The following is a 16245-nucleotide window of genomic DNA, read 5'->3' on the forward strand; positions in this document are numbered from 1 at the left end:
GTGTCTCCTCCTGGCGCTGCGCGCTTAGGAACATTGTAGCACGTTCGCCGCGCTGACGGCACGTTGGCGTGCTGTTTTGGACGCCAGTTGTTCAAACATGGGCAGGTACTGCTGCGCCACTGCTTCCCACGACATCCGTTCCGCCCGCTGCCGCGACGCGGCGCCCATCTGCCGCAGATAATCACGGTTCGCGGCGAGATACGTCAGGTGTTGTGTCAACGTCTCGACATCGCTCCAGGCGAAGGTCAGCCCGTTTACACCTTCCTGCACCAGCTCTGTAGTTCCGCCGGTGCGCGTGACCACAAGCGGCAACCCGGCAGCCATAGCCTCGAGTGTCGCCACGCTCATTCCCTCATTGTACGATGGCAGCACAAATACGTCGGCATTCGCATAGTGTTCGGCAATCCGCTCGCGCGGCACATACCCTGCGAAGGTCACCAGATCGGCGACGTGCAGGCGCTCCGCTTCGGCGCGGTAAGTCTGTTCAGCATCGCCGGTTCCAACGAACTCGACGGTTGCTGCCACGCCGGCGTCGCGCAGACGGCGCAACGCGGCGATGAGATGACGCTGTCCTTTGCGCTCAATCAGGCGCGCCACGCAGATGATGCGCAATGGACCGTGCGGGCGCAGCGACGCGATGTGAAATGCCGCAACATCAACCCCGTTCGGCACAAGCATTGGGGTGATTGTAGGGTCAACGGCGCGGATCATGGCGGCTTCGCCGTCGCACTTTGCCACCACCAGGCGCGCATTGCGCCACACCGCGCGGATGAACGGCGTCAGCAGCGGGTATAGCCAGCCGTACCGCTCCTCGAAGCCGGGAATGTCCGGTCCGCACACCCGCACCAGGTAGGGCAATCCGGTCAGGCGGCGGAGCGCCAACGCCACGCCGCCGGCAGGAACGGCGCTCCAGGCGAAGCAGAAGTCGTAAGGCATCGCGCGGTGTCGTGCCAGCGCAACAGGCGACACCGCAGCCGCATAGGTCAGCAACTCACGGTTCGACGAGTGGTGCAGATCGCGGTTATTGACCGGAACCTTATAGATCTGAATGCGTTCGCTGAACTGCTCACGTTCCGGTCTGCTTCCCAATGCTGCCGTGAACAGATCGATCTCCAGACCGGCGACACGGGCGAAACGCTGCAACAGCGCCTTGTTGACCGTGCCTGTGCCTCCGCCGAGCGGCGGAAACTCATTATTGAGCATGAGAATGCGCATCGTGCCGTCTCTCTTGACAGAGATCATAGAGAACGCACCCCAACGCAGGCAGGAACAATACCGGAACCGACCAGGCCGGACGAGTCTGTAGCCCGACGCCGAAATCGAAAAGCGGCACAGTCCAGCTTAATGCCGTCAGAACGAACGCATGGCGACTCAAGCGAGGTATCAGCCAGAGCGCCACCAGGTCGTACACTCCGCGAAACGGCAGCACCGACATCGCCAGGAGCAAACGGGCGCGATCATCTTGCCAGCGCAGCAGCGCAAGCGCCAGAAAAGGACCGAACGGTAGCGTCAGCAGGGGTGTTATGTTCTGATACTCTCGCGTCATTCCAAGCCAGCGCAGGGGCCAGGAGGGGTAAATCAGCAACGATACGAGAAGCGTGCCGCCTGCCAGCGTTACGCCGGTCCATGTCAGACGATTCAGCGCCACAGGCAATGCGATATTCGGCTTGACCAGCGCCAGGAGCGGCGCCAGCGCCGGGAAAAACCACGCTGCGGCAATGAGCGGTGACCATTGAGCAAACATCAAGGCATAGATGTATGGAAATGACGCAAAGATGGACAGTCGCCACGGTTCATTGGCGCGCAGAATGCCATACGCCAACAACCCCGACGATCCGCCAAAGAAGAGCGCCGCTGCCAGGGGTTTGGGCAATGCCACAAACGGCAATCCGAACAGAGCGACAGGCAGCGGATATGGCACTTTGAGCGATGATGCTTCAAAGTCGTAGGGATCACGCCCCTGAAAAAGGGCGGTCGCCGTATCAAGCGCCCAGTTGAAATCGCCCGGACCCGGGTAATACATTGGCAGCGTTCTGAATCGGTAACACAACACAGCCGCAGCGCTCCCAATCATTATCGCAAGCAGCACCTGGCGATACCAGCGAACACTGTACCAGGTCTGCCACATCCATCCTTGATGTCTTGCAATAGAGCGCAGATTCATTTGACTCTCAGTCCTCACGCCGAATCGCAATCTACACGATGTTCGAGCGCCCGGTTCACTTGGGGATGAGCAGTGTACATTGGCAGTGCAGCATTGTACGAATGACCGTGCATGAGTATCGGTTCTCAGTTCTTGATTCTCATACTACCTTGCGGTCAGTCATACACGATGTTCGAGCGCCCGGTTCGCAAGGCGTAACAACCTGATAATGTCTCGGCATCAGCAGCCCCAAGGGGGCTTACACTTGCGGTGAGCGCAGTCGAACCGCGTGCCTCAGCGAGGGCTTTCGCCCGCAGCACCCTGGCAGTATTGTACGAATGACCGCGCATTGGTATCAGTTCTCAGTTCTGGGTTCTCAGTTCTCGGTTCTCAGTTCTCCGGTTCTACTCCCCGCCAACCACCCGCCGCACCACATACAACGGACGCTGTTTGACCTCCTCGAAAATGCGCCCCACATACTCACCGATGACGCCGATGGTAATCAGCTGAATGCCGGACAGGAAGAAAATCGCCACGATCAGGGTCGGGAATCCAGGCGGGGTCAGCCCGAACGCGATGCGCTGCACGGCGTACACGATTGCCAGCGCTATCGAGATCGTCGAGACGAGAAAGCCGAGCATCGTGATAATCCGCAGTGGAACGAAACTGAACGACACAATCCCATCGAGCGCCAGATAGGTTAACCGACTCAGTGTGTATTTCGGCTTCCCGGCGTGCCGTCCTTGTCGGTCGTAGGGCAACCCGATCTGCCGCATCCCAACCCAACTGCGAATGCCGCGCACGAACCGGTTTCGTTCCGGCATTGCCGTCAATATATCGACAACGCGCCGATCCATCAGGCAGAAATCGCCAGCGTCGAGCGGAATGTCGATATTGGCGATCCGCCGCAACATCCGGTAGAAGAACGCATATGCCACGCGCAGCAAGAGGTTCTCTTTCCGCCTCGCGCGCACTGCGTACACGACATCGTACCCCTCGCGCCAGCGAGCGATAAACTGCGGCAGCACCTCCGGCGGGTCCTGCAAATCCGAGTCCATCACAATGACGCCATCGCCGCGTGCGTGATCCAGCCCGGCGCTGATCGCAATCTGATGCCCGAAGTTGCGCGCCAGCTCGACGACGACGACGCGCGGATCGCGTGCAGCAAGGGTCAGCAACACATCCCGACTGCCATCCCGGCTCCCGTCGTCCACGAACACCAGTTCATATTGCTGCCCTTCGGCGTTCAGCACGCGGGTCAGACGCTCATAGAGCGCCGGCAGGTTCTCGCGCTCATTGAAGACCGGCATCACGACCGAGAGGTGTGGCTGCGGTTGTGGCGTTTTTGCAGCGCCATTGACGGAGTGATCGGCGATCAACCCTGCCAGACGGCGGCAGAACGCCAGCGCCGCGTGCGGGTCGTCGGTAGGGATTGCGGAAGCCGGCGATGCAGACGCATCGCGCCGGTTTGTTGCCGATCCACCATGGAAATCGTGCTTACCCATGTCCCCATTCCGGTGATTATGATCGCCATTACCAGTATATGGTGATGTCAGCGTATGCGATTGATCGACATGGAGTCAAATCGATAATAAGGCCGAAACAGTTGAGACAATGAGGGTTACAAATTGCAGGCAGATGCAGGGGCGCGATGCACGGGATTGTGACGGCAACGTAGGGGCGCGGCAGCAACGCGCCCGCACGTCGCCGGCCTCAAAGGTCTACGCCATCGAACGTTCAACACGCTCAACCCCGCGCCCTCACATATGCCTGTTCAACAACCGGCGCCAGCGCGCCCCAGGCGTAGCGCCAGGCCGCCTGACGCGCCCCAACACTCAGGCGTTGCCGGAGATCGGCATCGTTCAGCAGAAGGAGCGCCGCTTCCGCCAAAGCCCCAGCATTGCCCGGCGGAACGAGCCAGCCGCTCACGCCATGCTCCAGGTACTCGGCTGCTTGCCCAACTCGGCTGGCGACAATCGGCAGACCGGCGCCCATCAACTCGAGCAGTTTCGCCAGACCGCGCGTGCGGTTGATCAGCGTATCCTGCATAGGCATGAGCGCAACATCGGCGGATGCCAGCGTCGCCGGGATCTGATCCGGCGACAACCATCCCCGATAATCGACAACGTGTGAAAGACCGGCGCGTGCCGTCAGGCGCAGCAGAATCTGCTCCTCGCCACGCTCACCTTTGCCGGCTACGATCAGGCGGGCATCCGGTCGCCGGGACGTAATCCCGGTAAGCGCCGCCACAACCTCGCGCACATCGAGTTCCCAAAAGCGGGTATAGAGGAGAAGGTTCCACGTTGCACGTGAGACATGGGACATGGGACACGGGATGTTCGATGCTAAACGTTCGACGCCATTCGGCAGGTAAAAGACGCGATCAGGATCAATGCCAAGACTCCATATCAGGGTTTCGAGCGCGCGACTGGCGACCGTCACCGCATTTGCCCGGCGCAGCAGATCGCGCTCCTGCCAGGCAAACAGACGCTTTGCCGCCGGAGGATACGGCAGCAGATCGTTCCAACCGCCGAAACCTTCCCAATCATCAGTATCCACCACCAGCGGCAATGCCGGGCGAGTCGCCCGAAGCAGCAAAGCGGCGAGACCGCTATACCCCTTTGGTTTGAACAGATGCACAACATCCGGCGAGCGGCGCAGCGTCTCGCGTAGCAGCGCGAGAGTCTGCTGCGCCACTGCCGTAGCGCCGGAGATCGACGGCACAGCGGTATGGACCACCGGTACATCGCCATAGACCACGCACGTTGCGGCGTCCTCCGGGTTGTGTACCGGCGGCGCAACGATCACAACCTCGTGCCCACGCCGCGTGAGCGCCTGCGCCAGCGGTAACATGCGCGCCGCCAGTGTGCCCTTGGGACGGATGCCGAACGGAGCAAGCATCACAATGCGCATGGCCGGTCATTGCCTCTCTGACTGACGATACAGTTTTCGCGCTGACGGATTATATCCTGAGAACCAGGAGCCGAGAACCGGGAACGACGAAGAGTTTCATCCGCGCGCATCCGTTGCGATCCGTGTCGATCTGCGAGCCGGGAACAGGACAGGGAAAAGGGGTTTGTGATCAGCGGTGAGCACGTTCCACGTTCAACATTCAACGTTTAATGCCTCCACCTTTGCGCCTTCAGCCTTCAGCGTTCAGACTTCCCGCCCCTTGCCGCACGCCTCACCACCTACGCCACTCTATCATACGATATTGGCTCATACGAAGAAACGCCGTGAATGCTGTTGACGATCCCGATCCCTTCGTGTACAATGATGCAAGCCATCGACTGATGGCGCGTTCTAACCAATCGTTTACTCCTGAGACCCGTAAGGAGCCGGGCAATGCCTGACGAGCGTGGCAGCGCAGATGAACTTGAGGTGCGATATTATCCCAATCTGATCGGCCGCCTGTATCTCATCAGCCTCGAGGATGTCATGGGGCGAAATGGCGTCAATGCGCTGTTGAACCTGGCCGGAACCCGGCATCTGGTCAATAATTACCCGCCAAATAACCTCAAACGCGAATTTCCATTCTCGGATTTGTCGGCGATCTCCAAAGCCACCGAGACGATGTACGGTCCACGCGGCGCGCGCGGCATGGAACTTCGCGCTGGACGCTATGCGTTCAACCTGGGGCTGAAAGAATTTGGTCCGCTCCTCGGTATGGCTGACCTTGCGCTGAAGCTCATGCCGATGACGATGAAAATGAAGATCGTTCTCAATGCGACGGCGCAGACATTTGATCGGTTCAGTGATCAACCGTCCCATGTCGAGGAGCGTAAGGGTCAGTTCCTGTACATTATCGATAAATGCCCGATCTGTTGGGGACGGAAATCGGATCGTCCGGTTGGCCATCTTGCGCAGGGTATTCTCGAAGAAGCGCTCACATGGGTCACCGGCGGTCATTCGTTCCGTATCGAACAGACTGAGTGCCAGGGCATGGGATGCGAACGATGTATCTTTGCCATCGATAAAGACCCGATCGATTAGTTGAATTGTCTGGAGGTGCAGACGTCTTGCGCAATGGGGACAGGACGGGCGCACTCCAACCTTCCGATGCATACACACGTTCGACTGCCGGATTCCGTCCGTCCGGCTGGTCGCAGCGTGTGTTTTTTGTTTCAAGGTCGGATACCGTCTTTGGCGCATCTCATCAATCTTCCGGCGCGTAATTCGACTGTAATCTCATGCCCTTGAAGGTTCCCTTCCCTATTCTGTATAGTACAGAGCAGAGCCTGGAAGGAGGTTCGCCCTCTCCTTCAACTCCGGCTATCGTTGTGGGGAGTTCCATCTATGAAACGCATTATCATCCGCGAGCGCACGCTCATTCCCCCCTTCGGCGAGCCGGCGCGCGATCTGCGTGTGCTGAACAAACCGCTCTGGCTGCTGCAACGTGACCTGCTCGCTCCCTACTGCCGCGGTGCGCTGGAAGTCGACTCGCTCGAAGAAGCGCCGCCGGTCAACGAAGAATTGCTCGTCCATCGTGACAATCTGTTCTTCAACGAGTACCTGATCGATGCCTTCATCCGCGAGGCGCGCAAAACTGGCCGCGCCTGTCGCATCGCTTTTGCGCGCAACGACGCGGCAATCGTCACGCACGCGCTGCACTTGCAAGAAGGCATTCGCCTCGATGAGCGCCATGGCGTGTACGTCGCCGACCTGTTCTACTACCCACGCGGTCCCGACGCCGATCCGGAGCCGCTGGTGATCGATACGTTGCCGCGCGAAATGGGGTACTACCACATCCCCAGTTATATGGCGCGTCACGGCGACCTGGTGTTTCAGGTGCCAATGCGCGCGTTTCTGTCGATCGAAAACTGGGTGCATCTGTTTCTGGCAAACTCGCCGTTTGGGGTCTTCTCGTGGGGGCGGATCCACGAGCAACTCGTCGAAGAAAGTTGGAAAGAGAAAATTGCGGTATCATTGACCACGCTGGCGGAGCGACTCAACCCGTTTGCTCCGCCCTGGCGCAACCATTTTCTGTCGTGCTCGCGTCTGGTGAAGGTCGGGAAAAATTGCTCGATCGATCCCACAGCGGTTATTCATGGACCGACCGTCATCGGCAACAATGTCTATATCGGCGCTGGCGTCGTGATCACCAATAGCCTGATTGGCGATAACGTCAATATCATGCAGGGATCGCAGGTGATGCTGAGTGTGGTGAGCGACCGCTGCTACCTGCCGTTCAACGCTGGCTTGTTTATGACCACACTGATGGAAAACTCGATGGTCGCCCAACTCAGTTGTTTGCAGTTGTGTGTGGTAGGGCGAAATACCTTCATCGGCGCGGGCAACATTTTTACCGATTTCCACCTGCTGAATCGGCCCATCCGCACCTTTCACCGCTGGAAAGGCGCTGAAAAACCGGAACTGGCTGAGGTCGGATTGCCGGTCCTGGGATCTGCGGTCGGTCACAATGTCAAGATCGGAAGTGGTTTTGTCGTGTACCCGGCACGTATGATAGAATCGAATACTGTGCTGCTCTACTCGGCGCCGGACACCGCCATCGGGCACAATGTCGTGCATCTGGCAGGTGATGATGAGGACGATGCCGACGCAAGCGGCGAGCCGCGCCGTACCGTGTATCGTTGGCCCCATCGGTATGATCCCGCCGTTCACGATGGCGACGAAGAGCCGCACGGTCCGCTGCTGATATCGATGTCGCTTGCGCAATCCGTTTCTGCGCGACGCTAGGAGGCTGTGTTGTGAGCAAAGAGAAGATCCTGGTCGTCGAAGACGCCCCCGACATTTCCAGTCTGCTCAAGATTTATTTTACGTCGCAGGGGTATGACGTCCTGACCGCAATGCGCGGTCAGACTGCCCTCGAAATTTGCCGGAAGACGCCGCCCAACCTGGCGCTGCTCGATGTCAATCTTCCCGATATGGAAGGGTACGAGATTGGGAAGGCGCTACGCCAGAGTGCGCGAACGCGCCATATTCCGATCATCTTCCTGACGGCGCGCGGCGAAAAGCAGGATCGCCTGAAGGGACTCGGCGAGGTCCAGGCGGAGTATTACATCGTGAAGCCCTTTGATATCGAAGAAGTGCATACGATTGTCAAAGGCGCCCTTGATCGCGCGCGGCAGAAGAATCTGACCCATCCGGTCACGAACCTGCCAACCGCCGAGTTGATCAATGAACAATATCGCACCTTGCTGTCCAGCAGCGGATGGGCGCTGGCGTTGGTGCATATCAACGGCTTCGACGCCTTCACGCAGTCCTATGGCGCTATGGTTGGCGAAGAGGTGCTGAAGTTTACGGCGCTGTTAATCAGCGAGGCGATCAACGACTTGGGGCGCCCTGAAGATTTTGCCGGGCAAATGATTGTCGGTCCGTCGTTTGTCATTACCTCGACGCCTGATGCCATCCAGGCGATCGCTCAGCGCCTGTGCGACCGGTTCGATGCAGACATTGGGCTGCACTACGACTACAAGGATCGCCGCAATGGGTATATCACGATCCAGGGAGAGGATGGCAGTGTGCGGCAGTTGCCGTTGATGTCGCTCTCGATAGGCATTCTGACCAGCAACGACGGGCCGTTTTACGATATTCGCGAACTGAGCGAAAGTGTTGAAGAAGTTCGGCAGCGCGCCGTCGCCGAGGCGCGTGAGCAGGGGCGCAAAAGCCATATGAGCGTCGGACGAGCATAGGAGACGGTGGTCAGGCGATATGCCGCCGCCGGTGTTGCGATAGGTCTCCATCAATGGACGCCACAACTGTTACGTCACCGCACGTTCGCGCATGGGAGATTCTAACAGGACTGGCGGAATATGGCCGGTCTGTCAGTGGTGATGCGCAGTCACTGGCGCAGCGCATCGTTGACCTGGCGCAGGAGTGCCTGCCCTGCCCCTGGGGCGTGATCGCGTTGCAGTTTGAAGGTGCGACGATCAGCGCCGGTTGGGGTGTCGGCGCGGAATGGCGTCAGCGCCTGATTGAGCGCGCCATTCCTGTTCCCGATCAGACGATCGAACTGCCGCTCTACATTCGTGATGAACCTGCGGGCATGGTGTGGCTTGGCATACCGGCTGCTCATCATGAACAACTCACTCCTGGCTTTCTGACCACACTGCGCCATCAGATCGAACTGCTGATCGCGCTGCTGGATCGTGAAGTCGCATCAGTCCCCACGACTGAAACGGCAGAATCCTCGCGCGAACAACGGTATGCCGACGAAATCGATACGTTGCGCGCGGTGAGTGTTCATCTGGGGTCCGGGCTTGCGTCCCATGAACTTCCTCGCGCAGTCGTCCGATGGGCGCAACAACTCGTCCCCTGCACGACGGTACTTCTCAGTCTGTTCAATCTCGAAACCGGACTGCTCGAACCGGTTGCGTCCCTCGGCGCTCCATTGGAATCTCCGGCGCCGATCGTATCGAATGACCATCAGATGTTGAGTGAATGGGTTGCCCGTCATCGGCGCACTATTCGTCTTTCCGATATTCGCTACGCTCCTATCTTGCCTGCGGTCGTCGCTTTTGCCGATGGACGTCCAATCGGCGCATATATGGCAACCCCGTTGCAGGTGGGGAATCAGGTGGTTGGCGTCCTTGAGTTGATGGACGTTCAACCTGATCGACTCGGCGAACACGAGGAACGTTTGATCGCCATCCTCGCAGCGCAGGCGGCGCAGTCTATCGCCAGTGCCCAGCGTTATGCCGAGGACGATGAACATCTTCAGGGTCGTCTGCTGCAATTGCGGTCATTGCAACGGATCAGTCGCGAACTGACCTCAACGCTTTATCTCCATAACATCCTCGATTTTGCGCTGAAAGAAGCGCTGCGCGCCACGCGCGCAACGCAGGGGTATGTGGCGTTGCGCGGCTATGTGGTGGAGCGTGAAGCATTTGAGATGGAGCAGTCCGATGCGCTTGGTGTCGCGGTTTCTCCACAGACCTATGTTACGCTGCGCTCCGTCGGCGAGAATGGACCGGTGCGCCTGATTGTCGCTGAAGGATATGCTCCTGATGATGATCATCAGTTGATTAATACGATCCTGGACGAGCGACGCACGGTTGCTGCGGAGGTGATAGCGCGCGGTGAGGCGCGGATCGTCGATCAACTTATGGATGATGATCGACCGGCGGCGGTTGGTCCATTGCCTGCCGCGACGCTGGCAGCGCCGATCTATTATGAAGAGCGAGTCATTGGCGTTATCAATCTGCACAGTTCACGGACGCGCGCCTTCAATCGCGATGCGCTCGATTTCATCCGCGCAGTCGCCGATCAGATCGCACTTGCCATCGGCAACGAAGAGCGGTACCACGAACAGCGTCGCCAGCGCGATTTGCTGGCTCAGCGCGCGACGACCCTCAATGAAGTGTTGCGCATCGGGCAGGAAATGCGCGCCGATCGCTCGCTCGACGATGTGCTCGAACAGATTGCGTTCAGCGTCGCCGAAACGGCCCGCTTCCGCTCGGTTGCGTTCTATCTGATCGATGCCGATGATGGCGCGACGGCGTCGCTGGTCGCCGCTGCGGGGTTGCCGCTGTCCGACATTGAGCGCCTGCGCCGGCGTCATTTGCCGTTGTCGCTGCTCGCACAGTTGCTCGATCCCCGGTATCGCATCGGGCGCAGTTTTTTTGTGCCGGGTGTGCGTGTGCGGGAACTGATCGATGGAGCGGACCTGCGCCTGCTCTCGCCGTTGGAAACGGAAGGATTGCGTACAGCGGATGAATGGCAGGTCGATGATGTCCTGATCGTGCCGCTCTACCGGAGTAAGTCGCGTCTGGTCGGGATCATGGTCGTGGATGAACCGTATGACCGTCAACTCCCGACCCCGCGCGCGGTCGAAACGCTCGAAATATTTGCCGATCAAGCGGCGATTGCTATCGAGAATGCCACGCTGCTGCGTGAAGCCCGATCACAGGCGGAACAGATGGCGGCGCTCTATCGCGCCAGCGCAGCGATGGTTTCCTCGCTCGATCTCGACAGTTTGCTCGAACGTATTTATGAGGAAATCGAGGCGCACGTCGGGACTCCGTCGTTCTGTTTTGTGGCGTCGTACAATCCGCTTCGTGACGAGATTTGTTTTGAGTTGTTCAAGCGTGAAGGGGTGACCGCAGCGCATTTGCACAAACGCACGATTCCTCGCAGTGGGTTGAGCGGTTGGGTGATCGATCACGGCAGAATGCTCCACATCGAGGATTATCTTGAAGCGCAGGATCGCCTGCCTGTGACGCCGGTCAATCTGGGAGAACCAATCCGTTCATGGGTTGGCATTCCGCTGATGCGTCAAAATCAGACCATTGGCGTCCTCTCGGTACAGAGTTTCGAGCCGCACGCTTTCGATGCGCGTGATGTGCAGTGGCTTTCGACGGTCGCTAACCAACTTGCGGTTGCGCTGTCGAATGCGCAACTGTTTGCGGAACGCGGGCAACGTATCAATGAACTGAACCTGATCAATTATATCGGGCACATTACCAGTTCGACATTTGATATTGAGCGGATGTTCGCTGGCGTCTACGAGGCGCTGGCCGGCTTCCTGCCGGTCGATGCGTTCGTTGCGTGCGTGTATGATTCCGCGCGGGATCGGATTGGTCAGACCTTCATCGTAGCGCATGGAACGCGCGTGTATCAGCGCATCGACCGCGCGCCGTCGCCTGGCGGATTGATTCGCCGCGTGATAGATGCGCATCAGCCGATGTGTCTGGAAGATGCGCATCGTGGGACGATTGACGTCGGTCTCGATGTCGTCTATCCCGGCGACGCCGACCATGCATGGGTGTCGAGCGTTGGCGTGCCGCTGGCAGCGGGTGATCACGAGGTCGTTGGCGTCCTCGTGTTGCAGAGCGCGACGCCGCGCGCCTATGGCGACCGCGAGTTGGCGTTCCTGAGCACGGTCGCCGTACAGGTGGCGCTTGGTGTGCAGAACATTCGCCTGTTTACCGAAGCGCGCGACAGCGCGACAGCGTTGCAACGCAAGGTCGGTGAACTGTCGGCGCTGCTGCGCGCCGCACAGGTGCTCAGTTCCTCGCTCAAACCGGACGACGTGCTCCAATCGCTCATGGCGATTGTCGCCGAACAGTTGCAGGTTGATACCGTCGCCCTCTGGAAGATCGACACCGATGGATTCCTCTCTCCGGCAGCCATGCAGGGCATTTCGCCCGATATGGCGCGCGTGTTGCGCGTGCCAATCGGCAGAGGGCTGACGGGGCGCGTCGCTGCGAGCGGGCGCCCGCTGGTGGTGACGAATGTCGAGGAAGATGGCACGTCGCTCTATCCGCAGTTCAACCGCGAGCATCAGTACACCTCGTTTATGGGTGTTCCCGTCGCCTACCGCGAACAGACGATCGGGGTCTTGAGCGTTATGACCGTGTCGCAGCGGTCTTTCAGCGACGACGAGGTGACCTTGCTGGCGGGGATTGCCGATCAGGCGGCGATTGCGCTCGAAAATGCGCGATTGTTCGCCGAGCGTGAGCGGCGGATTGCCGAATTGACCGCGTTGAACCATATCAGTCAGGCGATCAATGTCTCGCTCAGCACTGCGGAAATCCTGGAAGCGCTGCACCGCGGCATGAGCGAAGTGCTCGATACGTCGCAATCGTTCATTGCGTTGTACGACGCAAAAACGCGCCGCCTGACGTTCCCGCTGGTCTATGAGGATGGCCGCCGTGCGCCCGATAGAGAAACTGAGGTGATAGTCCTTGATGATCTGGCGGGCGGATTAACGCCGACGGTGATTCTCGAACGGCGACCGCTGCTGTTGCGCACCCGGCAGGAGGTCGAGGCGATTGCGCTGCGTCCATGCGACCCTGATGATCCGCCGATCTGTTCCTGGCTGGGCGCGCCGATCATTCAGGGCGATGAGGTTTTCGGCGTTCTAAATGTCCAGAGCTATGAGCCGGGCAGGTTTGATGAAGATGCGCAACGCTTTTTGATGACCGTCGCCAATCAGGCCGCCATTGCGTTGAGCAATGTCCGTCTGTTCCAGAGCGAGCAGGAGCGCCGTCGGGTGGCGGATACGTTGCGCGAAGTTGCGCACATGATGACTGGCGTGCTGGCGCTCGACGAAATCTTCGCCATGATCCTCGATCAGTTGGCGCGGATTGTTCCTTACGATACGGCCTCGCTCATGCTGCGCGAGGGGGATATGCTGCGTATCGTGGCGGCGCGTGGTTTTGATGAGTCGATCCGGGAGCGTGTCGAGCATCTCGAACTGCACGTTGATGATGATCCGTCACTGGCACAGGTGCTGTACACTCGTCGTCCACTGGTGCTGATCGATGCGCGGGAAGCGCCGCCGTCCAATGTGGATGACGGCACTGAACATATCCGTGGTTGGGTGGGTGCGCCATTGCTGCTCGGCGATGAGGTGATCGGCATCCTCAACGTCGATAGCGCCACTGTCGGCGCGTATGATGAAGAGGATGCCCAACTCGTCCTCGCGCTGGCAAGCCAGGCGGCGCAGGCGATCCGCAATGCGCGCCTGTTCGCCGAGGTGCGCCGTTTCAATACGGAGCTTGAGCAGCTGGTCAATGAGCGCACCGCAGAGTTGCAGGATGCATATGCCCGCCTTGCCGCCGAGCGCGATCGGTTGCAGGCGGTGCACGCAATTACAGTGGAACTGACAGCCAGCCTCGACCTGCAAACGACGCTGAACCGTGCGCTGGAATTGGCGTCGAAGGCGATTGGTGCGCGCCGCGGCTCGATTATGCTCAAGGACCTTAAGAACGGTCAACTCGAGTGTCGCGCCGTGCTCAATGCCGATGGCTCGGTTGATTCGAAGCGTTTTACCATCATGTTCGAGCGCGGCGCCGGGCTGTCCGGGTGGGTGATGCAACGGCAGGAGGCGGTCTGTATCGCCGATGTGCGCGATGATCCCCGCTGGCTGCACGAAGAAGGACGCGCCGAAGAGGTGCGTTCGGTGATCGCTGCGCCACTAATGACGCAGGACAGTCCGCTCGGCGTCCTGATCCTGACCAGTCCCGAAGTCGATTTTTTCAACCAGGATCAACTGCAACTGCTGGCAACGATCGCCAACGAAGTGGCAATCGTGATCAACAATGCGACGCTCTATTCTATTATCAACGACATTGCCACCGAACGCGGCAATTTGTGGTCGCAGCAGCGCGAGGAGAATAGTAAAAATCAGGCGATCTTGCAAAGCCTGGGCGAGGGCGTGATCGTCGTGGACGGAGATCAGAACATTGTGCTCTACAATGCTGCTGCCGAACAGATTCTGGGCGTCCCGGCGCAATTTGTTGTCAAACAACCACTGTCCCGGATCGCGGAATATTGTGCGGGCGATGGGGCGTCTGAGCGCGCTTGCCGCATCTATGAGGGGCTGCGCCAGGGATTGCAGGCGCTGACTGAGGCGCAAAAAAACCATAACCGCATGCTCGAACTTCCGGAGCCGACGCAGTCGATTCTGCTGAACTTTGCGCCCTGGGTTGGTCCGCGGAACGCGATGTACGGCAGTGTAGTCGTGATCCACGATATTACGCGCGAAGTCGAAGCCGATCGCGCAAAGCGTGAATTTATCTCGAATGTCTCTCACGAACTGCGCACTCCGCTGACATCGATCAAAGGGTATGTAGATTTGTTGATGCTTAATCCTAAATGGAAGCTCAATGAGGAGCAGTTGTCGTATCTGAGTGTGGTGAAGAGTAATACCCATCGGCTCATGAACCTGATCAACGATATTCTGGAGATCGGGCGGATCGATGATAACAAGGTCGGGTTGACCTTCAAGCATATCTCTATCGGCGCTATCTTCGAGGAGGTTAACAAGACGCTGCGCGCTGAAATTGAGCGGAAGCGTTTGTCGTTCAGCATCGAAGTTGCCGACCATACGCCGCCGGTCATGGCGGATGAGACGCGCCTGACACAGGTAGTGCTGAACCTGGCATCGAATGCGGTGAAGTATACCTATCCCGAAGGGTCGGTCAAACTGCGCGCCGGACTGAATCCCGCCGGGTTGCTTCAGGTTGATGTGATCGATAATGGCGTGGGAATTTCGCCCGAGCAGCAGCAGCACCTCTTCCGCCGCTTCTACCGCGCCGATAATCCGCTTCGTGATGAGGCCGGCGGCACCGGTCTCGGGCTGTCGATCGCCAAATCGTATGTCGAAATGCACGGCGGCCAGATGTGGGTCGAGAGTGAACCGGGCAAGGGAAGTACGTTCAGTTTCATTATTCCGCTGACCCAGCCAGAGTCGGAATCGGCGGCAACATCGCAGAGTCGGTCATGAGCGCGATTCATATCGACAATCGATTGGTACACTATGAGGTTGTCGGTCGCCGTGGCGCGCCGGTGATCTTTCTGCACAGCTGGCTTGGTTCATGGCGCTACTGGTTGCCGACGATGGAACACGCCTCCGAACGGTATCGCACCTTCGCTATCGATTTTTGGGGGTTTGGCGAGTCGGATCGACGCGATGGCGCGTTTTCAATTGCTGAGTACGTCGATCTGGTCATCTGCTTTATGAACCAGCTCGGTATTGCCAGAGCCAGTCTTGTAGGGCATGGCCTTGGTGGAATGGTTGCGCTCCGCACCGCAAGTCAGTATCCAGACCGGGTGTCGCGCCTCATGATCGTCAGTGCTCCAATTCAGGGATCGCAGATCCAGAACTACGTTCGACCTGGCGCGCTGTCGCGTCTCTTCGGTCGCACCGCTCCCAGCAACATCTGGACGCGCCTGATGCGTCAACTCAATGTCGATTATCCGCAAATTCTGAATGAAATTATCGAAGATACCGACAGCCTCTCCGAAACGGTGGTGCAGCGCGTGATCGAGTCGGTCGTTGCGACCGATCTGCGTGAGGACCTCGAACGCCTCGAAACGCCGTTGCTGGCGGTTTTTGGCGAAAAAGACGCCATTGTGTCGTCTGATCAGGCGCGCTTCCTGCACGATGACCACGCCTCGATGCAACAGGTGATCAAACTGCCGCGTTCGAATCACTTCCCCTTCCTTGACCAACCGAATGTCTTCAACCGTCTGCTGATGGATTTTCAGGCGAGCAATGGCACGCAAGTGGAGATCAAGACCGAATGGCGACGGCGGGTGAGTCAGTTGGAGTATATCTGAGGCGCGTGGCTTGTGGGCGAAGAACGCATGTCCGACCTTTGATTGCTCTGCCGGGCATCCGCTGCGCTGGCGAT

At 58.8% G+C, this 16245-nt stretch carries 9 protein-coding genes; 5 read left to right on the forward strand and 4 right to left on the reverse strand.

Translation table 11 applies throughout. From position 1 onward, the window contains the following. Nucleotides 1-24: 24 nt before the first annotated feature. The 4 genes from RCAS_RS04085 to RCAS_RS04100 form a co-directional block, all read right to left on the reverse strand. A complete protein-coding gene (locus RCAS_RS04085) occupies nt 25-1215 on the reverse strand; it encodes a glycosyltransferase family 4 protein (RefSeq protein ID WP_012119345.1) in 1191 nt (396 codons plus the stop codon). Continuing rightward, nucleotides 1193-2128, reverse strand: a complete 936-nt coding sequence (locus RCAS_RS04090; RefSeq protein ID WP_049768789.1) for a hypothetical protein — start codon at nt 2126-2128, stop codon at nt 1193-1195. Before RCAS_RS04090 ends, RCAS_RS04085 begins: the two co-directional genes overlap by 23 nt. A gap of 419 nt (nt 2129-2547) precedes the next feature. Next, nucleotides 2548-3648: a glycosyltransferase family 2 protein gene (locus RCAS_RS04095; protein ID WP_012119347.1), complete on the reverse strand. Its 1101-nt coding sequence runs from the start codon at nt 3646-3648 to the stop codon at nt 2548-2550. Between the two features lie 241 nt (nt 3649-3889). Then, nucleotides 3890-5056 carry a glycosyltransferase family 4 protein gene (locus RCAS_RS04100; RefSeq protein WP_012119348.1) on the reverse strand — a complete coding sequence of 389 codons (1167 nt, stop codon included), beginning with the start codon at nt 5054-5056 and terminating at the stop codon, nt 3890-3892. 432 nt (nt 5057-5488) lie between these two features. On the opposite strand from RCAS_RS04100, the gene RCAS_RS04105 reads away from it, so the two are divergent. From RCAS_RS04105 to RCAS_RS04125, 5 genes are all read left to right on the forward strand, one after another. After that, entirely contained in the window at nt 5489-6136 is a 648-nt protein-coding gene (locus tag RCAS_RS04105; protein ID WP_012119349.1) for a 4-vinyl reductase, read from the forward strand. Nucleotides 6137-6439: 303 nt separating this feature from the next. Beyond that, nucleotides 6440-7840, forward strand: a complete 1401-nt coding sequence (locus tag RCAS_RS04110) for a multidrug transporter (RefSeq protein WP_012119350.1) — start codon at nt 6440-6442, stop codon at nt 7838-7840. 11 nt (nt 7841-7851) lie between these two features. Further along, on the forward strand, nt 7852-8796 hold the full coding sequence (locus RCAS_RS04115) for a GGDEF domain-containing response regulator (protein WP_012119351.1): 945 nt from the start codon (nt 7852-7854) through the stop codon (nt 8794-8796). A 53-nt stretch (nt 8797-8849) separates the two neighbouring features. Then, complete coding sequence (locus RCAS_RS04120) at nt 8850-15335, forward strand: GAF domain-containing protein (RefSeq protein WP_012119352.1); 6486 nt, start codon at nt 8850-8852, stop codon at nt 15333-15335. Beyond that, the gene (locus RCAS_RS04125; protein WP_012119353.1) at nt 15332-16171 is read left to right on the forward strand and encodes an alpha/beta fold hydrolase; all 840 of its coding nucleotides are present in this window, start codon (nt 15332-15334) and stop codon (nt 16169-16171) included. Before RCAS_RS04120 ends, RCAS_RS04125 begins: the two co-directional genes overlap by 4 nt. Nucleotides 16172-16245: the final 74 nt, after the last annotated feature.

The organism is Roseiflexus castenholzii DSM 13941, assembly GCF_000017805.1.
Taxonomy (GTDB): Bacteria; Chloroflexota; Chloroflexia; order Chloroflexales; family Roseiflexaceae; genus Roseiflexus; species Roseiflexus castenholzii.